The organism is Mesorhizobium sp. BR1-1-3 (genome assembly GCF_020165455.1).
GTDB lineage: Bacteria > Pseudomonadota > Alphaproteobacteria > Rhizobiales > Rhizobiaceae > Mesorhizobium > Mesorhizobium ciceri.
Map to the genome: position 1 here is coordinate 202,758 of NZ_JAIUIC010000003.1, position 25,721 is coordinate 228,478.

Consider the following 25,721-nt stretch of genomic DNA (forward strand, 5'->3'; position numbering starts at 1 on the left):
GCTCCTATTCGGCAGCCACGCGCACGGGCGCGGGCTTGAAGTCGTCGGGGAAATGGGTGATCGAGCTCATGACAGGGTAGGGCGTGAAGCCGCCCAGCGCGCAGAGCGAGCCGAATTTCATCGTGTTGCAGAGGTCGGTGACCAGAGCGAGGTTCTTCTCCGGCTCGATGCCCGCGGCGAGTTTGTCGATGGTCTCGACACCGCGCGTCGAGCCGATGCGGCAGGGCGTGCACTTGCCGCAGCTTTCGATGGCGCAGAACTCCATGGCGAAGCGCGCCTGTTTCAGCATGTCGGCTGTGTCGTCGAACACCACGATACCGGCATGGCCGATCAGCCCGTCCTTGGCCGCGAAGGCTTCATAGTCGAATGGCGTGTCGAACAGCGCGCGCGGGAAATAGGCGCCGAGCGGTCCGCCGACCTGCACTGCCTTGACCGGCCGGCCGGTGGCCGTGCCGCCGCCGATCTCGTCGACGATCTCGCCAAGCGTCATACCGAAAGCGGCTTCGAACAGCCCTGCAAATTTGACATTGCCGGCGATCTGGACCGGGATCGTGCCGCGCGAGCGGCCCATGCCGAAATCCTTGTAGAAGGCCGCACCCTTGTCCATGATGACAGGCACAGAGGCTAGGCTGATGACGTTGTTGATCACCGTCGGCTTGCCGAACAGCCCCTTGTGCGCAGGCAGAGGCGGCTTTGCCCGCACCATGCCGCGCTTGCCCTCGAGCGAATCGAGCAGCGCCGTCTCCTCGCCGCAGACATAGGCGCCGGCGCCGACCCGGATCTCCATGTCGAACGCGTGAGGGGAACCCAGCACGCTGGCGCCAAGAACGCCGGCCTTGCGGGCGATCTCGACGGCCTTGTTCATCGCCGCCACCGCATGCGGATATTCCGAGCGGACATAGACGAAGCCCTTGGTCGCGCCCGTGGCTATACCGGCGATCGTCATGCCTTCGATCAGCACGAAGGGATCGCCCTCCATGATCATGCGGTCGGCGAAAGTGCCGGAGTCGCCTTCATCGGCGTTGCAGACGATGTATTTGCGGTCGCCTGCTGTATCGAGCACCGTCTTCCATTTGATGCCGGTCGGGAAGCCGGCGCCGCCGCGTCCGCGCAGGCCCGATTCGGTCACCTCTGCGACGATGGCGGCAGGCGTCAGCGCCAGCGCGTTCATCAGTCCATTCAACCCGCCATGTTTTTTGTAGGATTCGAGCGACAGCGGATCCGTGACGCCGCAGCGCGCGAAAGTCAGCCGCGTCTGCTTGGCCAGGAAGGGGATCTTGTCCGGCGCGCCCAGCCAGCGTTTATGATGGCCGCCGGTAAGGAAGCCGCTGTCGAACAGGCTTTTGACGTCGGACGGTTTGACCGGCCCGTAGGCGATGCGGCCGTTGGCTGTAGCGACTTCGACCATCGGTTCGAGGAAATAGGCGCCGCGCGAACCGTTGCGCACGATCTTGGCCTCGATGCCGCGCTCGGCGAGTTCGCCGGCGATCGCCTTGGCGACCTTTTCGGCGCCAAGCGCCAGCGCACCGGAATCGCCGGGAATGTAGATACGCGGGATCATGAGCGCACCTCTGCAACGATCTCGTCGAGCTTCTCGTCATCGAGCCGTCCGATCACCTCGCCATCGAGCATGGCGGCGGGCGAACAGGCGCACAGGCCGAGACAGTAGACCGGCTCCAGCGTCACCGAACCGTCGCGGGTCGTTTCATGAAAGCCGATGCCCAGCAGTTGCTTCAACTTGGCGGCGATGGCGTCCGACCCCATGGACTGGCAGGATTCCGCCTGGCAGAGCTTCAGCACATGCCGGCCTGCCGGATGGCTTCGGTAATCGTGATAGAAGCTGACGACGCCGTGCACCTCGGCCCTGGAAATGTTCAGCGCCTCGGCGATGACCGGCAGCGCATCCTTGGGCACATGGCCGAACTCTTCCTGGATGCCGTGGAGGATCGGCAGCAAAGGGCCTTCGAGCCCCTTCATCTCCTGGATGATCGCGGCCGTGCGCGACGTAATCTCGGTACTTGCAGGCTGCATTGTCATGCAGCGCCCTCCCTATCGTAGCGACCCACGCATATCGGCCAAAAGCATCAAGCTGTTTTGGAACAACGACATGCGCGTGCCGCTTTATCGCTAAGTGCTTAAGAAACCAGAGAAAACCTCTGAAATCAATAAAGCGGTTTCGTTGTACGATAGAAATCTTCTATCGTTCCGTGTGACTAACCCTGTCTAGCGGAACGGTTGGCATGGAAATCGTCCGCCAGCGCCATTGCCTCGTCCAGCAGCGCCGAGACCAAAGGTGTGTGCGGTTCGCGCGGTGTCGCCACCAGGCCGACCGTGTGGCTGGCGTCTGGTTCGATGATTGGAATGGCCCGGATCGGTTCGGAAAAGCCGAATGTTTCCGCAAGGTTGAGCGGCATGATCGACGACCATTTGCCGGTGCGGATGTGCGAAAACAGCACGATCATCGAATTGGATTCCAGCGTCGGTCGCACCTGCACGCCGGCTTCGGCCAGATGCTGGTCGATGATGCGGCGGTTCTGCATGTCCGGCGTCAACAGGCACAGCGGCAGGCTTGAGAGCTCCGCCCATGTCACTTTGTCGCGGTCGGAATAGGGATTTCCCATCGCGGTGATCAGTTGGTAGCGCTCGTCATAGAGCGGCACGCTGGTCACCCGCCCCAGCGGCTCGTTGTCGAGATAGGTGATGCCGGCATCAATGTCGAAATTGCCGAGCAGCGACAGCACCTCGATCGAAGTCCGCGACAGCACCGAAAAGGTGACGCCGGGATGCTTTTCGCGAAATGGCGTCGTCAGCCGCGGCAGCATGGCGAGCGCCGTCGGGATGGCGGCGATGCGGATACGGCCCGAAAGTCCGTGGCGCGCCGCGCGCATTTCCTCGCGCATGGTCCTGGTGTCGCCGACGATGCGGCGTGCCCACACCAGCACCTGTTTTCCCTCCGGCGTCAGCCCCTGGAAGCGTGAGCCGCGCAGAACCAGCATGACGCCAAGCTGGCCTTCCAACTGCTTGATGCCGGCCGACAGCGTCGGCTGCGTGACGCCGCACACCTCCGCCGCCCGGCCGAAATGCTCCTCCCTGGCGAGCGCGATGAAGAATTCCAGCTTGTCGATCATGTGATCTTTCCGGTCGTTCGCTGCAAGGTCGGGGAAATTGTGCTCTACCGCAAGCGCCACGCACAATTGCCCTGCATCCACACCTTTAAGCCGGCTACCTGTTTCCCGCGGCTGAATGCGGCGCTATGTGGATGAAACTGGGAGATCGACCATGCTGGGCTGGTTCCGCAAGCTTTTGCCGCGCGAAGATCGCTTCTTCGACCTGTTCGAACGACATTCCCGCACCGTGGTCGGCGGCGCCGAGGCGCTGGAGCAGCTTCTCCAGGGCAGGGATATCGATCTCTGGTGCCAGAAAATCATCGATCTCGAAGATGAGGCCGACCACATCACCGCGGAAGTCCTGCTGGCGGTACGGCGCTCCTTCATCACGCCTTTCGATCGCGGCGACATCAAGGACCTGATCCAGTCGATGGATGACGCCATCGATATGATGCACAAGACGGTCAAGACGGTGAAGCTGTTCGAGCGCAAGGAGTTCGATCCGCTGATGCAGGAAATGGGTGGCGTCATCGTCGCCGCCGCCAAGCTGGTGGCCGAGGCGATCCCGCTGCTCAACAAGGTCGCAACGCATACTGTGCGCCTCAACGCCATCGCCGAAGAGGTGATGCGCGTCGAAAGCCGGGCCGACGACCTGCACGAGCAAGGGCTGAAGGATCTCTTCAGGAAGCACGGCAGCAGCGATCCGATGGCCTATATGATCGGCAGCGAGATTTATGGCCAACTGGAAAAGGTGGTCGACCGCTTCGAGGACGTCGCCAACGAGATCAGCGGCATCGTCATTGAGAATGTCTAGGTGATGGAAGCAACCATTGCCTTTCCCGTGCTGGCCGGCCTCGTCGCCGTCGCACTGTTCTTCGACTTTCTCAACGGCCTGCACGACGCCGCCAATTCCATCGCCACCATCGTTTCCACCCGCGTGCTGCGGCCGCAATATGCGGTGCTGTGGGCGGCATTCTTCAATTTCATCGCCTTCATGTTCTTCGGCCTCCACGTTGCCGAGACCGTAGGCAAAGGCATCGTCGACGTCAGCATCGTCACCCCGGCGGTGATCTTTGCAGCCTTGGTCGGCGCCATCGTCTGGAACATCGTCACCTGGATCGCCGGCATCCCTTCGAGCAGCTCGCATGCGCTGATCGGCGGCCTGGTCGGCGCCGGTGTTGCGAAGGCAGGCGTGGGCGCCATCGTTTGGACCGGGCTTGGCAAGACGGTCGCGGCAATCGTCTTGTCGCCGGCGACGGGCTTTATCCTGGCGCTCGTCCTGGTTCTCGTCGTCTCGTGGCTCTTCGTGCGCCAGACGCCGTTTGCGGTCGACAGCACCTTCCGCGTCATGCAGTTCTTTTCCGCCTCGCTCTATTCCCTCGGGCACGGCGGCAATGACGCCCAGAAGACCATGGGCATCATCGCCGTGCTGCTCTATTCGCAAGGCATGCTCGGCGCGACTTTCTACGTGCCGCTGTGGGTGGTCCTCACTTGCCAGTCGGCACTGGCGCTCGGCACCCTGTTCGGCGGCTGGCGCATCGTCCACACCATGGGCTCGAAGATAACCCGGCTGAACCCGATGCAGGGTTTTTGCGCCGAAACCGGTGGGGCGATCACGCTGTTTGCGGCGACCTGGCTCGGCGTTCCCGTATCGACCACCCACACCATCACCGGCGCCATCATCGGCGTCGGCGCCGCCCGCCGCGTCTCGGCCGTGCGCTGGGGCATTGCCGGCAACATCGTCATCGCCTGGATCGTTACCTTGCCGGCCACCGCTTTGATTTCGGCGCTCACCTACCTCGCGGTTGGCCTGGCGAGGTGAGGTGAAGAAATCTACCTGTCCACAAGGTTCAGGATGTTGCCGTCTGGATCCTTGAACCAGGCAACCTTCATTCCGTAACCGACGTGGAGATCGCCCTCCAGCGTCAAGCCCGGCATCTGATAGTGCTCGAAGGCGACGCCCTTCGACTTCAGCTCCTTGACGATGTTGCCGATCTCGTCGCCAACCATCCAGGTCACCGCTGTCGCCTTGTTGGTTCCGGCAAATTGGGAATGATAGACGTTGAGGGTGGTATCGCCGCTTTTGTACACGATCAGTTCGCCCCCCTCATCCTGCACCTGTTTCAGGCCAAGCGTTCCTTCGTAGAAAGCCTTGGCCTTTGCCAGATCGCTTACCGCCAGATTTGCCGTTGCGTTGCTGTTTGCGAGCATAATCGCCTCCTTCTCGGCTTGTCGGTCCCGTGCTGGTCGTTGAAATAGGTCGCCGCGATCGTTTGGCGACTGTCGGCTGGATTGATTGCTGGCCGCATCGGCGCTCGCTTATCTGGAGGACGTTTGGCGCGGATGAAATCCGGCAGGACCCGCCGGTTTTTCAGGCACGCCATGACAGCCATTGCTCCACGGCTTGGTTCTGTCCGGAAACTGCATTATCTCAGGTGCAAGCTGCATCTCAGGCGCAAGCTGCGTAAGGAAAAACTGCCATGTCCGTCACCAAGGAAATCGTCACCGAGCGTCTGAAGACGGTCAACGGACCGGATTTCACCGGCAACATCGTCGACCTCGGCATGGTTTCGGAAATTTTCATCGCCGACGGGAAGGTCTTCTTCTCGATTACCGTTCCCGCCGCCCGCGCCCAGGAAATGGAGCCGCTGCGCGCCGCTGCCGAGCGTGTCGTCAAGGCGATCCCCGGTGTCGCCGGCGCCGTCGTCGCGCTGACGGCCGAGAAGAAGGGCGGCGGCATGGAGGCGCCGGTTCCATCGCGCCCCGCACCCAGGCCCGTTCCGCCGGCTGCGCCCGCTGCCGCCGCGCCGCGTGCGGCTCCGCACGCGCCGGCCTCGCACAGCTCGGGCAAGCGTGGCGTACCCGGTATCGAGGCGATCATTGCCGTTGCTTCCGGCAAGGGCGGCGTCGGCAAGTCGACCACCGCCGTCAACATCGCGCTCGGCCTCGCCGCCAACGGCCTGCGCGTCGGCGTGCTCGATGCCGACATCTACGGCCCGTCCATGCCAAGGCTGCTCAACATCCACGGCCGGCCGCAGACCGTCGACGGCAAGATCCTGAAACCGATGGAGAATTACGGCCTGAAGGTGATGTCGATGGGTTTCCTCGTCGACGAGGAAACGCCGATGATCTGGCGTGGCCCGATGGTGATGTCGGCACTGACGCAGATGCTGCGTGAAGTCGAATGGGGCCGTCTCGACGTGCTCGTCGTCGACATGCCGCCCGGCACCGGCGACGCGCAGCTGACCATGGCCCAGCAGGTGCCGCTGGCTGGCGCCGTCATCGTCTCGACGCCGCAGGACCTGGCCCTGATCGACGCGCGAAAAGGCCTCAACATGTTCAAGAAGGTCGACGTGCCGCTGCTCGGCATCGTCGAGAACATGAGCTATTTCATCGCCCCGGACACCGGCAAGCGCTACGACATCTTCGGTCATGGCGGGGCGCGGCGCGAGGCCGAGCGCCTTGGCGTCACCTTCCTCGGCGAGGTGCCGCTCGAGATGGGCATTCGCGAAAGCTCGGATGCCGGCACGCCGGTTGTCGTCTCCAAGCCCGACGGCGCCGAGGCGAAAATCTACCGCGACATCGCCTCGAAGGTCTGGGACCGGGTTAACGAAGAGCGTGGTGCTGCGGCAGCGGCGGTGCCGAGTATTGTTTTCGAGTAGCTTGTTCGGTAGCCGCCGCCGCTCTGCAGCCTAGGCCGCGCCGACCTTCTCGCCGAAACTGGAAAAAAACTGTCCGGCCAGTTTCTTCGAGGTCGATTCGATCAGCCGGCTGCCGAGTTGGGCGATCTTGCCGCCGACATCGGCCTTGGCCGCGTAGTTCAATATCGTGGCGTCGGGTCCATCTGCCGTCAGCGTCACGTCGGCGCCACCCTTGGCGAAGCCTGCAATGCCGCCCTTGCCTTCGCCCTGGATGGTGTAGGAGTGCGGCGGCTTCAGGTTCTTCAGCGTCACTTCGCCGTTGAACGTCGCCTTGATCGGTCCGATCTTCACCACCACGGTTGCCGCCATCTCGGTCGGCGACTTCATCTCCAGGCTCTGGCAACCGGGAATGGTCGCCTTCAAGACCTCGGGATCGTTCAGCGCTTCCCACACTTTTTGCAGCGGTGCGGCAATGCGCTCCTCGCCTTCGATCACCAAAGCCATGAAAACCTCCCGGACAAGACTGTCCGAACCCGTAACGCACGGCTTGGTGCGTGTCTATCGCACCAAAGTCCGGTTGCGACCGCACGCCCTCTTGCCTGCTCCCGCGCGTTGCCATATCGATTTGTCTTACAAATACGGAGACCATGATGGCAGGCGCCCCCACCCATAAGAAAAAATTTCGCTCGCAGGAGTGGTTCGACAATCCCGACAATCCGGGCATGACGGCTCTCTATCTCGAGCGCTATCTCAATTACGGCCTGACGCGCGCCGAACTGATGTCCGGCAAGCCGCTGATCGGCATCGCCCAGACCGGCTCGGATCTGTCGCCCTGCAACCGTCATCATATCGAACTGGCCAAGCGTGTGCGCGAAGGCATCGTCTCGATGGGCGGTATTCCGTTCGAGTTCCCCTGCCATCCGATCCAGGAGACCGGCAAGCGCCCGACCGCAGCGCTCGACCGCAACCTTGCCTATCTCAGCCTGGTCGAGGTGCTTTACGGCTACCCGCTCGATGGCGTCGTGCTGACCATCGGTTGCGACAAGACGACGCCGGCGCTGCTGATGGCAGCGGCCACCGTCAACATTCCGGCGATCGCGCTGTCGGTCGGGCCGATGCTCAATGGCTGGCACAAGGGCAAGCGCACCGGCTCCGGTACCATCGTCTGGGAATCACGCCAGCGCCTGTCGGCCGGCGAGATCGATTATGACGAGTTCATGGACATCGTCGCCTCGTCGGCGCCGTCCACCGGCTATTGCAACACCATGGGCACCGCCACCACGATGAACTCGCTGGCCGAGGCGCTTGGCATGCAGTTGCCGGGCTCGGCCGCCATTCCCGCGCCCTACCGCGAGCGTGGCCAGATTTCCTATGAGACCGGAAAACGCATCGTCGAGATGGTGCATGAGGATCTGAAGCCGTCCGACATCATGACGAGAGAGGCTTTCGAGAACGCCATCGTCGTCAATTCGGCCATTGGCGGCTCGACCAACGCGCCGATCCATCTCAACGCCATCGCCCGCCACCTTGGGGTCAAGCTCGACAATGACGACTGGCAGACGGTCGGCCTCAATGTGCCGCTGCTGGTCAATTTGCAGCCGACGGGCGAATATCTTGGCGAGGACTACCATCATGCCGGCGGCGTGCCGGCGGTCATTGCCGAACTGATGAAGGGCGACCTGTTGCCGCATCCCGGCGCACGCACCGTCAACGGCAAGTCGATCGGCGAGAATAGCGAGGGCGTCGCCAACGAAAACCCCGACGTCATCCGCTCTGTCGCCAAGCCGCTGAAGGCCAATGCCGGCTTCATCAATCTTCGGGGCAATCTGTTCGATTCGGCGATCATGAAGACCAGCGGCATCTCGCCCGAGTTTCGCGAGCGCTATCTGTCCAATCCTAGGGATCCCGAGGCTTTCGAAGGCAACGCCATGGTTTTCGACGGGCCGGAGGATTACCACGCCCGCATCGACGACCCGGCGCAAGGCATCGACGAACACACCATCCTGTTCATGCGCGGCGCCGGCCCGGTCGGCTATCCCGGCGGTGCCGAGGTCGTCAACATGCAGCCGCCGGCCTATCTCATCAAGAAGGGCATCCACGCGCTCGCCTGCATCGGGGACGGCCGCCAGTCGGGCACGTCGGGTTCGCCGTCGATCCTCAACGCCTCGCCGGAAGCGGCGATCGGCGGCGGACTGGCGCTGCTCAAGACGGGCGACCGGGTCCGCATCGACTTGCGCAAGGGCACGGCCGACATCCTCGTCACCGACGACGAGATCACCCGGCGCCGCGCCGAACTGCAGAACAATGGCGGCTTCCACTATCCCGAGCACCAGACGCCCTGGCAGGAGATCCAGCGCGGTATGGTCGCGCAGTTTTCGGAGGGAATGGTGCTGAAGCCGGCGGTGAAATACCAGGATGTCGCGCACACCAGCGGTGTCCCCAGGGACAATCATTGATTCTGGATCGACGGATGGCGGCTTGATCAAATCAGGCCGCCGTCGGTTTTCCGGTCAGCGTGTTGCATCGCGGCCGGGTAGGTCGAGAACGGCCACCGTCCTTGACAAGCGCGCCCAACAAATCCACCATCATGACAAGGGGTGCATCGCGACGACCCCGTGAGGCGTCAGCCCAACGTTCGCGTCCAAGCTTCTCTTTTCAGGAGGTGGACGCCATGCCGTCAACAACCGCTATCACCGTACCGCAATTGTCCCGGCTCATAGGTCTGCCGGGCGCCCCAGTCATTGTCGATGTTCGCATAGATGAAGATTTCGACGCCGATCCGCGGCTGTTGCCGGCGTCGTGCCGTCGCGATTTCAAAACCGTTTCAACCTGGGCGGCCACGTTCGCCGGCAAGCCGGTGGCCGTCGTTTGCCAGAGGGGGCAAAAGCTCTCGCAAGGCGTGGCCGCATGGCTGCGCCATGAGGGGATATCAGCTGAATCTCTCGAAGGCGGGTTTGAGGCCTGGCGCGATGCCGGAGGGCTTTTGGCCCGCACCGCCAAGATGCCGCCACGCAATGAAAAGGGCGCCACCGTCTGGGTGACGCGATCGCGCCCGAAGGTCGACCGCATCGCTTGCCCGTGGCTGATCCGGCGTTTCGTCGACCCCGACGCGGTGTTCCTGTTCGTCGAACCCGCTGAAGTGTTGGCTGTTGCCGACCGCTTTCAGGCCGTGCCGTTCGACATCGACAATGTGTTTTGGAGCCATCGCGGCGAGCGCTGCACCTTCGACACGATGATCGAGGAGTTCGGGCTGGAATCCGTGGCGCTCGATCGCCTCGCTGCAATCGTGCGGGCGGCCGACACTGCAAGCCTCGACCTGGTGCCTCAGGCGGCCGGCTTTCTGGCTGCCTCGCTTGGTTTGTCGCGTATGTACCGCGACGATCTGGAACAACTGGAAGCAGGCATGCTGCTCTACGACGCGTTCTTCCGCTGGTGTCGCGACGCCACCGAAGAAACGCACAACTGGCCGGCTGCGGGTAAGCCGTCGTGACCGCTCTTGTCCCGGACAATAAGGCGGGAACCGTCCCGGTGCCGGCTGCACCGACCTTCACCGAGGCCGTGAAGGTCTGGGCGAAAATCGGATTGCTCAGCTTTGGCGGTCCGGCCGGGCAGATCGCGCTGATGCACAAGGAACTGGTCGAGGAGCGGCGCTGGATCGGTGAGCGGCGTTTCCTGCACGCGCTGAACTACTGCATGCTGCTGCCTGGCCCGGAAGCCCAGCAACTCGCCATCTACATCGGTTGGCTGCTGCACAGGACGGCCGGCGGCCTTGTCGCCGGCATCCTGTTCGTCTTGCCGAGCGCGCTCGTCATGCTCGCCTTGAGCAGCCTCTACGTCCTCTATGGCGACGTGCCGCTTGTCGCGGCGCTATTTTTCGGGGTCAAGGCGGCTGTGCTTGCCATCGTCGTCGAGGCGGTGGTCCGGATCAGCCGGCGTGCCCTCAAGAACCGGGTCATGGTGTCGATCGCGGTCGCGGCGTTCATCGCCATCTATGCGTTGAATGTGCCCTTTCCGCTCATCGTCCTGCTAGCCGGCCTGACGGGATGGCTGGGGGATCGCATTGCTCCCGCCCTGTTTTCCGGCTCGGCCCATGGCAAGGACGATGTTGCCGACTTCAAGGGAGCGGTCGACCTGATGTTCGAGCGTGGCGAACTGGCCCATGTCAAACCGACCAGATGGCATGCACCGCGCACCGTCGCCATCTGGCTGCCGCTCTGGCTCGGGCCTGTTCTTTTGATCTGGTGGTTCACCGGCTCTGCAAGCGTCTGGACCGAGATAGGCCGGTTCTTCAGTCTCATGGCTGTCGTCACCTTCGGTGGCGCCTATGCGGTCCTCGCTTATGTCGCACAGGCAGCCGTCCAGTCCTTCGGCTGGCTGGCGCCGGGTGAAATGGTCGATGGCCTTGGGCTCGCCGAAACGACGCCAGGGCCGCTCATCCTGGTGCTGCAGTTCGTCGGCTTCATCGCCGCGTTCCGCCATTCCGGCTCGCTGGACCCGTTGGTTGCCGGATCGCTGGGGGCTTTGCTCACTCTGTGGGTGACGTTCACGCCTTGCTTCTTCTGGATATTCCTCGGTGCGCCCTACATCGAGGCCTTGCGCGGCAACAAGGCACTGTCGGCCGCACTGGGCGCGATCACCGCCGCCGTTGTCGGGGTAATTATGAATCTGGCCCTATGGTTTGCCTTGCACGTCATCTTCCGTGAGGTGCACGCGACGGGCCTTGGCATGAACGTGCCGGTGCCTTCGTCGATCGACTGGCGCGCGGCCTTGCTTTCCGTGGCCGCCATGGTCGCCATCCTGAAGCTGAAAGTCGGCATGCTGCCGACACTCGCGCTATCCGCCCTTGCAGGGATCTTGCTGGCGGCGGCTGGTTAGACAGCACCGCCTTTGCAATCCGCTTGCCCACCACCTAAGTGGGCTGGAAATGGAAGGAAACATCATGGCCGGACGGCGATCTTCCCTCGGCTTCCTCGGAGTGTTCGGCCGTTCGGGCGACTTGAGGCAGCTCGACGATGCATTGCGCGGCGCCGATCTGCATCCAGCCCTTGTGCCGGAGGGCGTGAAGCTTACCCTCGTCAATCTCATGAAGGATCGCTGGCCCGACGAGCCGCCACCGGGCACCTATGCGTCGGTGGCACAATTATGCAGCTATTGCATCGCGGGTCCCGAAACCTTCGAGCAAGCCAATGGCCATGAGCGGGCGCTGGGAGCCGAGCGCCGCATCGAGGCGGCGCTTGAAGCCGGTGACAGCCTCGACGCGCAGATCGTGCTGATGACGCTGCATGCCAAGCTCATCAACCCCGAAGTCGTCGACCGATACGGGCTCAGCGCGGAATGACGCGAAAGGCAAGATCTGCCTGATTCTCCTAGAGCAATTCTAGGAAAAGTGTGAGCGGTTTTCCGTCTAGAATTGCGTCAAAACAAAGAGTTAGAGCAGATCGCCGTTTCCGTGAAACGGTGAATGCTCTAAGGCAGCCGAGCCGTTCAGGCCCGGCTGATCTCCTCGAGATACCAGCCGATGTAGCGCAGTTCGTTGTATTCCATCGGCGCGATAGGTCCGGGCACGAAATAGTGCGAGCGCACGCCGCGCGCGGTGTGCTCGATGATCTTCTTGTCCTCTTCGGTGGTGATCTTCCACAGCCAGGTCAGCTTCTCCAGATCGTAATCCTGGCCCTCGACCGCGTCGCCGCGCACCAGCCAGATCAGCTCCATCTCGCAGGTGCCAGCCGTTTTCGGGATGAAGCGGTAGATCATGCCGTGATCGGGATAGCATACGAGGAAGGTCGTGCCGCCGAGATGGATGGAAGTGACGCCACCGTCATAGTCGGAGAAGCGTCCCATCAGCGGGGCCACCGGCGATCCATCCTGGCTGCCGCTCGAAACGCCGTCATAGAGCGCATAGCGGAAGGTGTGGATTGCTTCCTGGCCGGCCGCCGAGTTCTGCCAGCGGTTGGCGCTGCCGATCTCGATGCCGAGCGCGCAGGTGCGTTGCTCCATCGCCGCATTGAGCTGCTCGATCATTTCTGCCGGCTTTTCCAGCGCATGCGTCTGCGAATATTCCGGATGCGCCGGCCCGCAATGGTAACATTCGACATAGTTCTCGACGGCGAGCTTCCAGTTGGCGTCGAGCGGATAGGACTGACGATACGCAACCTTGGCGTCGCCCCAGCCATACTGGCCGCAGCTCGTTCGCAGCGACTGTTCGATAGGATCGAAATCGAGCGGCGTCTCGGCGAAGGAAATGAAGACCAGACCGGATGCGACGCGGACATGAAGCTTCTTCAGCCCGTGCGCCGTGCGGTCGAAATCCTTCGGCATCAGGCGGGCAGCGCGCAACGATCCGTCATTGGAATAGGCCCAGGCGTGGTAGGGGCACACGAACATCTTCGCGTTGCCCTTCTGCTTGGTGCAGACCTCGGCACCGCGGTGGCGACAGACGTTGAGCATGGCATGCACGGTGCCATCCATGCCGCGTGTCAGGATGACCGCCTCGTCGCCCAGTTTGAACAGCTCGAAATCGCCGGGGTTCGGGATAACGCTGGCGTGGGCCAGGCAATGCCAGTGGCGGCGAAAGACCCGTTCCATGTCGCGCTCGAAGATCGCCGGGTCATGATAGAAGGCACGCACCAGGCCGTGGCCTGGCCGATGAGATGCCACCAGCCGATCGATCGCGTCGCCGTCGGTGGGGGCTTGCTGGATAGGATGCACACTCATTTGTCGTTCTGCCCGATGGTTGGTCGTGTATGGCTGTATGGCTGCACGAGACTTGTCTCCGGTCAGCCGCCCATATGCGTGCGCGGCAGGTGGATCAGGTTGCCGAAACGGGCACGCAATCTGTCGTCGACCTGTTTTGGCACATGGCGCGGAAATCGTTCGGCAAGAATGCGCTTCTTCTCGGTGATCGCACGCAGCAATATATCAGGCCGGCCTTTTTCGTTCCATTCCTTCGGCGAGGAACGATCGCCGAGGGCAGGATAGAAGTGCTCGGTCTGCATCAGCTTGAGCGTTTGTTCGTTGTCGAGATAGTGGCCCGGACCCTTGAGGCAGACCTCCGCGATGCTGTCGATCGACAGGGCCTCGTCAGTCACGTCGATGCCACGCGCGCAGCCCAGGCAATGACCGAGCATGTCGTTGTCGATGACCAGGCTCTCCAGGCAGAAGCCGAGCAGCGAGGCATGCATGCCGGCCGCCTCATAGACGAGGTTGAGGCCGGAGAGGCCGGCCATCACATTGGTGATGCCCTTTTCGTAGCCGGACTGAATGTCGGGCAATTTCGAATCCGTCATGCCGGCGGCGGAGCCACCGGGCAGGTCGTAGAATTGCGCCATCTGGGCACAGGCCGCCGTTGCCACCGACTGCTCGGCCGACCCGCCGGCCATGGCGCCGGTGCGCAGGTCGGACATGAACGGCCATGCGCCGAAGATCGCCGGATGGCCGGGCTTGAGCGCGTTGACATAGACCAGGCCGGCCAGCACTTCGGCCACTGCCTGCACGACGGCGCCGGCCATCGCCGCGGGTGCCGTCGTGCCCGACTGGCCGGTCGACAGCAGCAGGATCGGGATGCCGCCTTCGACGCAGGCCTCGAGCACGCCGCAGGCATCCTCGGCAAACCTCATCGGCGGCACGACGAATGAATTGGAGTTGGAAACGAATGGCCGGGCGCGGAAATTCTCCTCGCCTCCGGCGATGGCGTACAGCATTTCAAGTGCAGGCTTCACGTTCTCACGCACCGTGAAGGATGTTCCGACGTGCTTCGATGTTCCCATCACACAGGCATAAAGCGTGTTGAAATCCATCTCGAGCGGATCGGCGATGTCGCGCGCCACCATCGGCCGCTGGAAGAAATGAATGTTGTCCAGCCCGTCAACGATGCGGGCGGCATCATAAATATCCTGCAGCTTGGACTCGCGGTACTCGCGTTTCTCGATATCCACCAGGTGCACGGCGATGCCTGCCGTGCCGTAGTGCACGCGCTTGCCCTGGACCACCATGTCGTGCCTGGGGTCCTGGCCATGAAGCGTGAAATGTCGTGCCGCCCGCTTGATGGTGTCGAGCACGAGCGCGCGCGGAAAGCGGACCCGGCCATCGTCGCCATGGATCGCCCCCACCTTGGTCAGCACCTTTATGCAGGAAGGAATGGCGTTGGCGAAACCCACTGTCTCCAGAAGCGTCAGCACGCCTTCGTGGATACGCTCGCGGTCATCCCCGCGAAGCGGCCCGTAGCCGCCGCCCTCGATGGCCTTGTGCTGTGGTCTGGTATCCTCCACCAGGGGAGATGATCGCATGGCATGTCCTGTTTCGCGAAGACCGGAGCGTTGTGGACGACGGTTCGCCGGCGTGTCCTGCTGTTCGACAGCCACTGGCATGGAGCACTCCAACTTCGTCGGCAGGAACTCGTGGCGGTTGGTCCACCATCGGCCTGCTTCTTCCCCTGATGACGCCGACTATGCCGCCGGCACTGGCCCATCCTATGGGCCAGCTGGCTCAGTTCCATGTGCCAGAACTAAAATACCGGAGCCGCTGCGAGCGGCTCCGGTCACGAGAGGTCGATGATGGATCAGGCGGCCGCGGGTCTGCGTCCGGCGGCCGTGGCCAGTTCGCGGATGCCTGGCTCGATGTGCTGTAGCGCGATCGACGAGATGCCCAGCCGCATGAAACGCGAAGGCTTTTCAGTGCGATCGAAGAAGCGGTCGCCTGGCTCGATGATGACGCTGCGCGAGGCCGCTGCCTCGGCAAGCCCGCGCGAATCGGTGCCGCGCGGCCCTTCGAGCCACAGCGACGTACCGCCGGCCGAATCGGTCGAACGCCATTCCGGCAGGAAGGCGGAAATCGCATGGACCAGCCGCTTGCGCCGCTCGTCGAAGGCTGACGACAGCCGCCGCACCAGCGCCTCGTGGTGGCCGAGCGACAGGAACAGTGCGACGGCGCGCTGATTGTTGGCCGGCGGATGACGCAGCATGAAGCGGCGCAGCGCCCGGAGCTCCGCGATCAGTCCGGCGGACGCCACGATGTAGCCGAGCCGCAGGCCGGGAGCCAGCGTCTTGGACATAGAGCCGACATAGACCACGCGGCCGGAACGATCGAGGCTCTTCAGCGCTTGCTGCGGTGCCTCGTCGAGAAGCTGGCTGTCATAGCCGTCCTCGATGATGATCTGGTTGTAGCGGTTGGCGCGCGCCAGAAGATCCTGCCGCCGTTCCGCCGACAACGGCACCATGGTCGGGCAATGATGGCTGGGCGTGACGAAGACGAAGCCGGAATCATTGGGAATAGAAGCAGTTACGATGCCGGACTGGTCGACCGGCACCGGCTGTATCTCTGCGCCCGCAAGGCGGAAGATCGAGCGCGCGTCGGGGTAACCGGGGTCCTCCATCGCCACCTTGGAGCCCTTGGACATCAGCAGCGTCGCCAGCATGTAGAGCGCGTTCTGGGCGCCCAGCGTGACGATGATCTCGTCGGGATTGGCGAAGATGCCGCGCCGGGGCAGGAGCCGCGCCTGGATCTGCTCGATCAGCAGCGGATCGTCACGGTCGACCATGTCGGACGCCCAGTTGCGGATTTCCAGCACGGCAAGCGCCATGCGGTTGCACTCGCGCCATTCAGCGGTCGGGAACAGCGCCGGGTCGAACTGCCCGTAGACGAAAGGATAGGACGACTTGATCCAGTTCTCGTGCTTGGCCGGCGGCGGCATGTCGCTTGCGGCGATCTTGCGGCGTGCCTTCCAGTCGATCTCATTGGCCTGGTCGGGCGCCTTCTGGTGCGGCTTGGCCGGTGTCGCCAGCACATCGGGATTGACGAAATGGCCACGCCGCTCGCGCGCCACCAGGAAACCCTGGTCGACGAGCTGCTGGAACGCCAGCACCACGGTTCCGCGCGCGACGCCGAGTTTTTCGGCCAGGATGCGGCAGGAAGGGAGCGGCATCGAAGCGGCGATCTGGCGGTCGAGAATGGCGGCTACGATAGCCTGGCGGATCTGCGCCTGCAGGGTTTGGCCGGATTCGGCCGAAATCCGGAACAGGCCGGACCATATCGCCGTGTCGTTTCGCTGTGGCATGGGAGATTTCCTCGATGGCCAGCCTTTTTCGTTTGGCTGGACCAGCCGAACGTAACCGTGGCACAAGGGGTTGCGCCAATCAATTTTTCTGATCGTTGGGATTTATGCCAGTGATCCTTCACGTCCTTTTGATGCCGCGTTGCGGCATCGTGGGGTGACGCGGCGCTTCATCCCGGCGATGACATCGTGCGTCATGGCGGCGTGAGGGTGTGCGTCATCGCTGCGCATTGATACGGGTGGAGTTCGGCCCGATAGATTGTCGCGACGACACGCGCCGGAAACATCCGGTCCGTAATGATGGCTCGAGGTCTCGGAGTTTGGCAGTGGATCAATCGTCCTTTCAAAAACAGCTCGCCGCCTTGCGCGATCACCGCGCGGCGGCGCCCGCCAGCATGCGCCAGACCTTCGCCGCCGATCCCAAGCGGTTCGTGGAATTCTCCGCCACCGACGGCGATCTGCTGCTCGACTGGTCGAAGTGCGCGGTCGACGCGACCACCATGGAGCTGCTGGAAAAGCTCGCGCAGGCCGCCGATCTCGAAGGCCGCCGCGCCGCCATGTTCGCGGGCAAGAAGATCAACGTCACCGAGGACCGTGCCGTGCTGCACACGGCGCTGCGCAACCTGACCGGCAAGGGCGTCACCGTCGATGGCCAGGACGTCAAGGCGGACGTCATCGCCGTGCTCGACGCCATGGGCGCCTTTGCCGATGCCGTGCGCTCGGGCAAGGCGGCCGGCGCCACCGGCAAGAAGATCACCGACATCGTCAACATCGGCATCGGCGGTTCCGATCTCGGCCCGGCCATGGCGACGCTGGCGCTGGCGCCCTATCATGACGGGCCGCGCGCGCATTACGTCTCCAACATAGACGGCGCCCATATCCACGACACGCTGAAGGGCCTCTCCGCCGAGACCACGCTTTTCATCATCGCTTCCAAGACCTTCACCACCGTCGAGACGATGACCAATGCGCAGACGGCGCGCGACTGGGTGGAGAAGGCGCTCGGCAAGGAAGCGGTCGGCAAGCATTTCGCCGCCGTCTCGACCGCGCTCGACCTTGTGGCCAAGTTCGGCATCGCGCCCGATCGCGTCTTCGGCTTCTGGGACTGGGTCGGTGGCCGCTATTCGCTCTGGGGCGCCATCGGCCTGCCGGTGATGATCGCTGTCGGCCCGCGGAATTTTCGCGCCTTCCTTGATGGCGCGCATGAGATGGACGAGCATTTCCGCACCGCGCCGGTGCAGGAGAACCTGCCGGCGCTGCTGGGACTGGTCGGCTGGTGGCATCGCGTGATCTGCGGTTACCCGGCGCGCGCCGTCATCCCTTACGACCAGCGCCTGTCCAGGCTGCCGGCCTATTTGCAGCAACTCGACATGGAATCGAACGGCAAGAGCGTCACCCTCGAAGGCACGGCGGTGACGACGCCGACCGGACCGCTGGTCTGGGGTGAGCCCGGCACCAACGGCCAGCATGCCTTCTTCCAGCTGCTGCACCAGGGCACCGATTTCATTCCGGTCGAATTCCTTGCCGCGGCCGTCGGCCACGAGCCCGATCTCAAGCACCAGCATGATCTGCTGCTCGCCAACTGCCTGGCGCAGTCGGAAGCGCTGATGAAGGGCCGCACGCTGGACGAGGCGCGCGCCCAGATGCTGGCCACGGGCATGAAGCCGGCCGAGGTCGACAAGATCGCGCCGCACCGCGTCTTCTCGGGCAACCGTCCCTCGGTCACCATCCTCTACAGAAAGCTCGACCCGCGCACCTTCGGCCGGCTGATCGCGCTCTACGAGCACCGCGTCTTCGTCGAGGGCACGCTGTTCAACATCAACTCCTTCGATCAGTGGGGCGTCGAACTCGGCAAGGAACTGGCCACCGGCCTGTTGCCTGTCGTGGAGGGCAAGGAAAGTGCCGCCAATCGGGATGCATCGACCGCTGGCCTTGTGGGATTCATCCAGCATTTGCGTGGCTCGGAGTGAAAAGCTTGGCAGACATCAAGGGAATATTGTTCGACAAGGACGGCACGCTTGTCGACTTCAACGCCACCTGGCTCGGCGTTGCCGACTTCATGGCCATGGATGCGTCGGAAGGCGATCGCTGGAAAGCCGACAGGCTGCTGGCCGCTGCCGGCTTCGATTTCGCCAACAAGCGTTTCAAGCCGGACTCCATCTTTGCCTCCGGCACCAATCTCGACGTCGTCGAATTGTGGTTCCCGCGCCTGTCCAACGAGGACCAGATGCTTGCGGTTGCCCGCTTCAACGAGATCACCTCCGTGCAAGGCTCGGCGATGGCTGTGGCGCTGCCGGGCATCGTCGATACGCTGACGGCACTGCACAGGAAATCCTACCGGCTTGGCGTCGCCACCAACGATTCGACCAGCGGCGCGGAAAAGACGCTGGTCACGCTCGGCGTCGCTCAATTGTTCGACGCGGCCTATGGCTACGACGCGGTGGCCAATCCGAAGCCGGCGCCCGACACCATCCAGGCCTTTAGCGATCTCACCGGCCTCAAGCCGGCGGAAATCGCCATGGTCGGCGACAACCGGCACGACCTCGAAATGGCACGTGCTGGCGGCTGCGGGCTGGCGATCGGCGTGCTCTCCGGCACCGGCACCCGCGAATCGCTGGCCGGCATTGCCGATGTGGTTCTGGATTCGGTCGCCGACCTGCCGGATTTTCTCTCGGCGCGGGTCAGGGAGACGATCTGACGGGAAAGGCTAGGTCAAACTCGATTCACCTCGGGATTTTCTGCCAATGGCCGAGATGGGGGAGCAGTCCATGAAAACTATCGAGCTTCTGGTTTGTTTTCGGACACAATGGGCCACTCATCAGCAGAACAAACGTACCCGCATTTGCCGCACCTGATCTTGGCGCTTTGCGCTGTCGATGTCTTCGCCTGGCTGAAGATCGAAGCCCCGATTTTCGCATTTTGGGCAAACTGTGAAACCGATACGTTGAACAACTTTAATCCACGCCACTCGACTTCTCCGACCAACGGCTAGTCGAATCTATTTTCTGCCCTCGATGTTTGTCCACAATGAGTAGAATTTAGGCTTGCTCTGTGGCGTCAGCGCGCTCCCTCCTCAAACGAAAAGACGCCGCTAAGCCTCGTCGCAGCCCCCTTCGCGTCGCCGAAATCCGGCACCTTGTATTCGGCGAGCAATCGCAGCCGGGACAGCGGCAGGTCGTTGCGGCGGGGATCTCCGACCAACACCTCGATGCCGGCCGCCAGGCAGCGGTCGAGGAACGGGATAACCCGCAGAGCAACCTCAGGGCCGTAGAACACGTCGCCGGCAAGCACGAGCTCGACCGCCGGCGGGGGACCCGTGGTAATGTCCTTGTCGACAATGGCGATCTCGACGCCGTTGGCCGCGGCATTGAGGCCGATCGCGGCAACGCCGTTACGGTCGATCTCTGCGGCGATCACTTCGCGCGAACCGGCCTTGGCGGCGGCGATGCCGACAAGGCCGGAGCCGGCACCAAGGTCGAGCACGCGGCGACCGGCTACCGTTTGCGGATGATCCAGTATATGGCGCGCAAGCACCGCGCCGCCGGCCCACACATAAGCCCAGTAAGGCGGCTGCGGCTCAGGTCCATTGTTGTCCGCCTCGATCGTGTCGTCATCGTCGTCAGCGCTTTGGTGCGTATCGGTAAGCCGTCTCAGGCCACTGGCCGGGTGCGGTGTAAAAAGCTGGATCTCAGGCACCGACGGCACCGGGGCGAGGCGCATGTTCGTCCTGATGAACTCTGCCGGGTCAGGACGGCAAGGTGCATCTACGGCATCCGCGCCGACGGCTGCAATCATTCGCGCAGCGCTCGCCGCAGGATCTTGCCGACCGGCGTCTTCGGCAGTTCGGTGCGGAATTCGATGTATCTGGGCCGCTTGTAGCCGGTCAGGTTCTCGCGGCAAAAGGCGGTCAGTGCCTCGGCGGTCAGCGCCGGATCCTTCCTGACCACGAACAGTTTCGGCACCTCGCCCGAATGCTCGTCCGGCACGCCGATCGCCGCCACTTCGAGCACACCCGGATGCATCGCCACGACTTCCTCGAGCTCGTTGGGATAGACGTTGAAGCCCGAGACCAGGATCATGTCCTTCTTGCGGTCGACGATCTTGGTGTAGCCGCGTTCGTCCATGAAGCCCATGTCGCCGGATTTGAAGTAGCCGTCCTTGGTCATCACCTTGGCGGTCTCATCCGGCCGGTTCCAGTAGCCCGCCATCACTTGCGGCCCCCGGATGCAGACTTCGCCGACCTCGCCGAGCGGCAAATTGTTGCCGTCTTCGTCGCGGATGGCGATCTCCGTCGAGGGCAGCGGCAAGCCGATGGTGCCGGTGAAGTCGCCGGCGGTGAACTTGTTGGCGGTGGCCACCGGCGAGGTTTCCGAGAGGCCGTAGCCTTCGGTGACCGAACATCCGGTCAGCGCCTTCCAGCGTTCGGCGACGCCCTTCTGCACCGCCATGCCGCCGCCCAGCGTCAGCACCAGCGGCTTGAAGTCGAGCTTGCGGAAATCCTCATTGTTGAGCAGCGCGTTGAACAGCGTGTTGAGGCCGGGAAAGATGTGCACCGGATATTTCTGCAATTCCTTGACGAAGCCTGGGATGTCGCGCGGATTGGGAATGAGCACATTGCGGGCGCCCTGCTGCATGCCCATCAGCGCGTTCACCGTCAGCGCGAAGATATGATAGAGCGGCAGCGCGCAGATGAAGTTGGGGTGCGCGGGTTTCGGCTTGATCGTGTAGGCGTCCTCCATCCACTGCGCGTTCTGCGCCACATTGGCGAGCACGTTGCTGTGCAGCAGCGTGGCGCCCTTCGAGACGCCCGTGGTGCCGCCCGTATATTGCAGGAAGGCGACATCGTCGGCTTCCACCTTGGCCGGCCTGAAGCCCAAACCGGCGCCGGCCTTCATGGCGGCATTGAACTTGACATGGCCGGGCAGCGACCAGGCGGGCACCATCTTCTTCACGCGGCGCACGACGAAATTGACGATTGTGCCCTTCAGCCCGCCGAGCATGTCGCCCATCGCGGCGACCACCACATGCTTGACTGCGGTCCTGGCGATCACCGCCTGCAAGGTGTTCGCGAAGTTCTCCAGGATGACGATGGCTTGCGCCCCGGAATCCTTCAGCTGGTGTTCGAGCTCGCGCGGCGTGTAGAGCGGATTGATGTTCACCACCACATAACCCGCTCGCAAGATCGCCATCATCGCCACCGGATATTGCAGCACGTTCGGCATCATCAGCGCGACACGCGCGCCTTTCTGCAGGCCCTTCGATTGCAGGTAGGCGCCGAAGGCCGCCGACAGCCGCTCGACATCGGTGTAGCTGATGGACTTGTCCATGCAGGTGAAGGCCGGCTGCGCGGAAAACTGCTTGCAGGCCGCGACGAGGAAATCGCCGATCGAGCTGTAGGGCAGGGCGCCGATCTCGGCCTGCACGTTTTTCGGATAGCTCTTGAGCCAAGGCTTTTCCGGCAAGCCGGCGGCCAGCGCCGTCAATGCTTTCGGCAATCGGTTGGCGGTGGCGTCGGCCGGCTTTGCCGCCGGTGGGGCCTTCACCGCCGCCGCGGCCTTCGAGGCCGGCCTGGCAGCGGGCTTTGCCGCACCCGCTTTACGCCCCGGCGCCGTCTTTCCGGCCGCAGCCTTGGCCGGGGCTTTCACCGCCGGCTTTGTGCTTGCCCTTACAGGTGCCGCGGCCGCCTTCGGCTTGGCGGCTTTGGCAACGGGTGCTTTCGGCTTGGCAGTACCGGCTGCTTTCGACGGCGCCTTGGCTCCCGCTTTCACCGGCGCCGTCGTCCTTGATGCTTTTGCCAACCGTTCCTCCCTGGACAAGTCTTGTTCATCCGTGCCGCACTCGCCCCTGAATTGGCAAGGGCGCCCTCCGCTGCGGCCGCTACACCCTATGTATTGCCTCCCTTGGTGAGCGTGCAAGTCTTGCCCTTGCGGCAACGCGGCGAAAGATTTGCCGTCGAAAGTCTTTGCCGCCGCCAGCGCTCCAGGCGGTGTCCTGACGCATCCCACGGCCGCTCGGAAGCGCCGGGAACATTTATATCGTCAGCCTGGCGATCAATAAAAAAATTCGGCTGTTAATAATCTCGTGAACGGAAGAAACGGCTAATTTTTTCTGCAATTTGGCAAAGTTGCGGATTTTTTTCCTGCTTCCCGCGGGGTAAGCAAACGGGGTGTTCCAAAGCCGGAAAAACGGTGCTTATATGCGCGCTTCGCGAGCCTGATAGAGGGGCTTGGAAGAACATCAGGGAGTGCTCAATGAATAAGAAGCTGACTTTTGCAGCCGCGTTGCTGGCTGCAAGCGTCCTGGGCGGCATGGCCAATGCGAAAACTCTGGTCTACTGCGCGGAAGCTTCGCCGGAAGGTTTCGATCCGGCGCCGTATACCGCAGGCCAGACGTTCGACGCGTCCTCGCGCACCGTCTTCAACCGCCTCGTCGAATTCGATCACGGCAAGACGACGACCTCGCCGGGCCTGGCCGAAAGCTGGACGATCTCCGACGATGGGAAGGAATATGTCTTCAAGCTGCGCAAGGGCGTCAAGTTCGCCGCCACCGACTATTTCACCCCGACGCGCGACTTCAACGCCGACGACGTGGTGTTCTCGTTCGAACGTCAGGTCGACAAGAACGGTCCCTGGTTCCAGTACATTCCGGGCATTGCCTACCAGTATTACAATGACCAGTTCGGCGACAACATCACCAAGGTCGAGAAGGTCGATGACCTGACGGTGAAGTTCACCCTCAAGGAGCCGGCGATCACCTTCATTCCGACGCTGGGCATGGATTTTGCCTCCGTCGTCTCCAAGGAATATGCCGACAAGCTGCAGGCCGACAAGACGCCTGAGCTGTTCAACCAGAAGCCGATCGGCACCGGCCCGTTCATCTTCGTCGACTACCAGACCGACGCCGCCATCCGCTACAAGGCCAACCCGGACTATTGGGGCGGCAAGCAGAAGATCGACGATCTGGTCTTCGCCATCACCACCGATCCGGCCGTGCGCGCACAGAAGCTCAAGGCCGGCGAATGCAACATCATGTCGTACCCGGCACCGGCCGACATCGCCGGCCTGCAGGCCGATGCGAACCTGAAGGTCGAGGAGCAGGAAGGCCTCAATGTCGGCGCGCTGATGTACAACACCCAGCAGAAGCCGTTCGACGACGTGCGCGTGCGCAAGGCGCTCAACATGGCCATCAACAAGAAGGCCATCATCGACGCGGTCTTCCAGGGTGCCGGCCAGGTGGCGGTCAACCCGATCCCGCCGACCATGTGGTCCTACAACAAGGAAGTGAAGGACGATCCGTACGATCCGGATGCAGCCAAGAAGCTGCTTGAAGAGGCCGGCGTCAAGGACCTCAAGATGAACGTCTGGGCCATGCCGGTGTCGCGCCCCTACATGCCGAACGCGCGCCGCACCGCCGAATTGATCCAGGCGGACTTCGCCAAGGTCGGCGTCACCGTCGAGATTGTCAGCTACGATTGGGGTGAATACCTCAAGCGCGCTTCCGCGGTCGATCACGACGGCGCCGTCATCGTCGGCTGGACCGGCGACAATGGCGATCCGGACAACTTCCTCGGCGTGCTCCTGAGCTGCGCTTCCGTCGGTTCGAACAACCGCGCGGAATGGTGCAACAAGGACTTCGATGCGCTCATCAACAAGGCCAAGACCGTTTCGGACCAGGCCGAGCGCACCAAGCTCTATGAACAGGCACAGGTCATCTTCAAGGAACAGGCACCCTGGGCGACGCTCGCTCACTCCAAGGTGTTCATGCCGATGCAGAAGACCGTCACCGGCTTTGCGATGGATCCGCTCGGTATCCACCGCTTCGACGGCGTCGATATCGCCGAATAAGGTTGCGAAACGGGGGCGCCACCATGTGGTGACGCCCCCACTCGCCCGCCATGCTGCGTTATATCCTCGGCAAGCTCGCCCTCATCATCCCGACCTTCATCGGGATAACCATCCTCGCCTTTGGCTTCGTGCGCATCCTGCCCGGTGATCCGGTGCTGGTGCTTGCGGGCGAACGCGGCCTGTCGCCCGAACGCCACACGGCGCTCATGCACCAGTTCGGTTTCGACCTGCCGATCTGGCAACAATATCTGACCTATCTGACGAACATCCTCGGCGGTGATTTCGGCACCTCGTTTTCCACCAAGACACCGGTGCTCAAGGACTTCCTTGTCCGCTTTCCGGCAACGGTCGAGCTCGCCATCTTCGCCATGATCTTTGCCGTCATCCTGGGTGTGGCCGCCGGCATTTTCGCTGCCATCCGCCGCGGCTCCTGGTTCGACCAACTGACCATGGGCACGGCGCTGGCCGGCTATTCCATGCCGATCTTCTGGTGGGGTCTGCTGCTGATCATCGTGTTCTCCGGCATGCTGCACTGGACGCCGGTTTCAGGCCGCATCGACCTCCTCTACTTCTTCAAGCCGGTGACCGGCTTCATGACCATCGATTCCCTGATCTCGGGCCAGAAGGGCGCCTTCCGTTCGGCGCTGTCGCACCTGATCTTGCCGACCATCGTGCTCGGCACCATTCCGCTCGCCGTCATCGCGAGGCAGACGCGCTCGGCGATGCTCGAGGTGCTGGGTGAGGACTATGTCCGCACCGCGCGCGCCAAGGGCCTGGCGCCGCGTAGGGTCATCGGCCTGCACGCCTTCCGCAACGCGCTGATCCCGGTCGTCACCACCATCGGCCTGCAGGTCGGCACGCTACTCACCGGCGCCATCCTGACCGAGAGCATCTTCTCCTGGCCCGGCATCGGCAAATGGATGATCGACGCCATTTCCAAGCGCGACTATTTCACCGTGCAGGGCGGGTTGCTTTTGATCGCGCTGATCGTCATGTCGGTGAACCTCATCGTCGACGTGCTCTACGCCGTCATCAACCCACGCATCCGGGCCAACTGACATGAGCAATGAAGGCCCCGCTA

Annotated in this window: 21 protein-coding genes; 11 read left to right on the forward strand and 10 right to left on the reverse strand. The window is 62.9% G+C overall.

Annotated features, from left to right (window positions below; genetic code table 11):
- Positions 1-4 precede the first annotated feature (4 nt).
- From LB559_RS08165 to LB559_RS08175, 3 genes are all read right to left on the reverse strand, one after another.
- Positions 5-1,561: a formate dehydrogenase beta subunit gene (locus LB559_RS08165; protein ID WP_013528012.1), complete on the reverse strand. Its 1,557-nt coding sequence runs from the start codon at positions 1,559-1,561 to the stop codon at positions 5-7.
- Entirely contained in the window at positions 1,558-2,037 is a 480-nt protein-coding gene (locus LB559_RS08170) for a formate dehydrogenase subunit gamma (RefSeq protein ID WP_023811689.1), read from the reverse strand. The genes LB559_RS08165 and LB559_RS08170 overlap by 4 nt, the downstream gene beginning before the upstream one ends.
- A 176-nt stretch (positions 2,038-2,213) precedes the next feature.
- Entirely contained in the window at positions 2,214-3,128 is a 915-nt protein-coding gene (locus LB559_RS08175; protein ID WP_013528010.1) for a LysR family transcriptional regulator, read from the reverse strand.
- A 151-nt stretch (positions 3,129-3,279) separates the two neighbouring features.
- On the opposite strand from LB559_RS08175, the gene LB559_RS08180 reads away from it, so the two are divergent.
- Both LB559_RS08180 and LB559_RS08185 read left to right on the forward strand, forming a co-directional pair.
- A complete protein-coding gene (locus LB559_RS08180) occupies positions 3,280-3,921 on the forward strand; it encodes a DUF47 domain-containing protein (RefSeq protein WP_013528009.1) in 642 nt (213 codons plus the stop codon).
- A 3-nt stretch (positions 3,922-3,924) separates the two neighbouring features.
- Positions 3,925-4,929 carry an inorganic phosphate transporter gene (locus LB559_RS08185; RefSeq protein WP_013528008.1) on the forward strand — a complete coding sequence of 335 codons (1,005 nt, stop codon included), beginning with the start codon at positions 3,925-3,927 and terminating at the stop codon, positions 4,927-4,929.
- Between the two features lie 11 nt (positions 4,930-4,940).
- On the opposite strand, the gene LB559_RS08190 is transcribed toward LB559_RS08185, so the two are convergent.
- Positions 4,941-5,318: a VOC family protein gene (locus tag LB559_RS08190; RefSeq protein ID WP_063169927.1), complete on the reverse strand. Its 378-nt coding sequence runs from the start codon at positions 5,316-5,318 to the stop codon at positions 4,941-4,943.
- A 269-nt stretch (positions 5,319-5,587) separates the two neighbouring features.
- On the opposite strand from LB559_RS08190, the gene LB559_RS08195 reads away from it, so the two are divergent.
- On the forward strand, positions 5,588-6,769 hold the full coding sequence (locus LB559_RS08195) for an Mrp/NBP35 family ATP-binding protein (protein WP_013528006.1): 1,182 nt from the start codon (positions 5,588-5,590) through the stop codon (positions 6,767-6,769).
- 30 nt (positions 6,770-6,799) lie between these two features.
- Here LB559_RS08195 and LB559_RS08200 read toward each other — a convergent pair whose 3' ends face one another.
- Positions 6,800-7,252, reverse strand: coding sequence for an SRPBCC family protein (locus tag LB559_RS08200; RefSeq protein WP_013528005.1), 453 nt, complete (start codon positions 7,250-7,252; stop codon positions 6,800-6,802).
- Positions 7,253-7,398: 146 nt separating this feature from the next.
- Between LB559_RS08200 and LB559_RS08205 the strand changes: the two genes are divergently transcribed.
- The 4 genes from LB559_RS08205 to LB559_RS08220 all read left to right on the forward strand — a co-directional run bounded on the left by LB559_RS08205 (position 7,399) and on the right by LB559_RS08220 (position 12,086).
- A complete protein-coding gene (locus tag LB559_RS08205; RefSeq protein ID WP_013528004.1) occupies positions 7,399-9,204 on the forward strand; it encodes an IlvD/Edd family dehydratase in 1,806 nt (601 codons plus the stop codon).
- A 215-nt stretch (positions 9,205-9,419) separates the two neighbouring features.
- On the forward strand, positions 9,420-10,238 hold the full coding sequence (locus tag LB559_RS08210) for a chromate resistance protein ChrB domain-containing protein (RefSeq protein WP_224673956.1): 819 nt from the start codon (positions 9,420-9,422) through the stop codon (positions 10,236-10,238).
- A complete protein-coding gene (chrA, locus tag LB559_RS08215; RefSeq protein WP_224673746.1) occupies positions 10,235-11,623 on the forward strand; it encodes a chromate efflux transporter in 1,389 nt (462 codons plus the stop codon). Before LB559_RS08210 ends, chrA begins: the two co-directional genes overlap by 4 nt.
- Before the next feature lie 64 nt (positions 11,624-11,687).
- Positions 11,688-12,086 (forward strand): hypothetical protein, encoded by a 399-nt coding sequence (locus LB559_RS08220; RefSeq protein WP_082827526.1) that lies wholly within the window; start codon positions 11,688-11,690, stop codon positions 12,084-12,086.
- Positions 12,087-12,232: 146 nt separating this feature from the next.
- Here the strand turns inward: LB559_RS08220 and LB559_RS08225 are convergent, their stop codons facing one another.
- The 3 genes from LB559_RS08225 to LB559_RS08235 all read right to left on the reverse strand — a co-directional run bounded on the left by LB559_RS08225 (position 12,233) and on the right by LB559_RS08235 (position 16,799).
- Positions 12,233-13,462 (reverse strand): aromatic ring-hydroxylating oxygenase subunit alpha, encoded by a 1,230-nt coding sequence (locus tag LB559_RS08225; RefSeq protein ID WP_063169932.1) that lies wholly within the window; start codon positions 13,460-13,462, stop codon positions 12,233-12,235.
- A 62-nt stretch (positions 13,463-13,524) separates the two neighbouring features.
- Positions 13,525-15,114, reverse strand: coding sequence for a trimethylamine methyltransferase family protein (locus LB559_RS08230; protein ID WP_224673747.1), 1,590 nt, complete (start codon positions 15,112-15,114; stop codon positions 13,525-13,527).
- A gap of 191 nt (positions 15,115-15,305) precedes the next feature.
- Positions 15,306-16,799 carry a PLP-dependent aminotransferase family protein gene (locus LB559_RS08235; protein ID WP_024503382.1) on the reverse strand — a complete coding sequence of 498 codons (1,494 nt, stop codon included), beginning with the start codon at positions 16,797-16,799 and terminating at the stop codon, positions 15,306-15,308.
- Positions 16,800-17,122: 323 nt separating this feature from the next.
- Between LB559_RS08235 and pgi the strand changes: the two genes are divergently transcribed.
- Together pgi and LB559_RS08245 are read left to right on the forward strand one after the other, a co-directional pair.
- Positions 17,123-18,766, forward strand: a complete 1,644-nt coding sequence (gene pgi / locus LB559_RS08240; RefSeq protein ID WP_224673748.1) for a glucose-6-phosphate isomerase — start codon at positions 17,123-17,125, stop codon at positions 18,764-18,766.
- Positions 18,767-18,771: 5 nt separating this feature from the next.
- Positions 18,772-19,494: an HAD family hydrolase gene (locus tag LB559_RS08245; protein WP_027161818.1), complete on the forward strand. Its 723-nt coding sequence runs from the start codon at positions 18,772-18,774 to the stop codon at positions 19,492-19,494.
- A gap of 359 nt (positions 19,495-19,853) precedes the next feature.
- Here LB559_RS08245 and LB559_RS08250 read toward each other — a convergent pair whose 3' ends face one another.
- Together LB559_RS08250 and LB559_RS08255 are read right to left on the reverse strand one after the other, a co-directional pair.
- Positions 19,854-20,591, reverse strand: a complete 738-nt coding sequence (locus LB559_RS08250) for a class I SAM-dependent methyltransferase (RefSeq protein WP_224673749.1) — start codon at positions 20,589-20,591, stop codon at positions 19,854-19,856.
- Positions 20,588-22,594 (reverse strand): long-chain fatty acid--CoA ligase, encoded by a 2,007-nt coding sequence (locus LB559_RS08255; RefSeq protein WP_224673750.1) that lies wholly within the window; start codon positions 22,592-22,594, stop codon positions 20,588-20,590. The genes LB559_RS08250 and LB559_RS08255 overlap by 4 nt, the downstream gene beginning before the upstream one ends.
- A 453-nt stretch (positions 22,595-23,047) precedes the next feature.
- Here LB559_RS08255 and LB559_RS08260 point away from each other — a divergent pair, with 453 nt between their 5' ends.
- The gene (locus tag LB559_RS08260; protein WP_013527993.1) at positions 23,048-24,640 is read left to right on the forward strand and encodes an ABC transporter substrate-binding protein; all 1,593 of its coding nucleotides are present in this window, start codon (positions 23,048-23,050) and stop codon (positions 24,638-24,640) included.
- Positions 24,641-24,690: 50 nt separating this feature from the next.
- Positions 24,691-25,698, forward strand: coding sequence for an ABC transporter permease subunit (locus tag LB559_RS08265; RefSeq protein WP_063169936.1), 1,008 nt, complete (start codon positions 24,691-24,693; stop codon positions 25,696-25,698).
- The last annotated feature ends 23 nt before the right edge of the window (positions 25,699-25,721 follow it).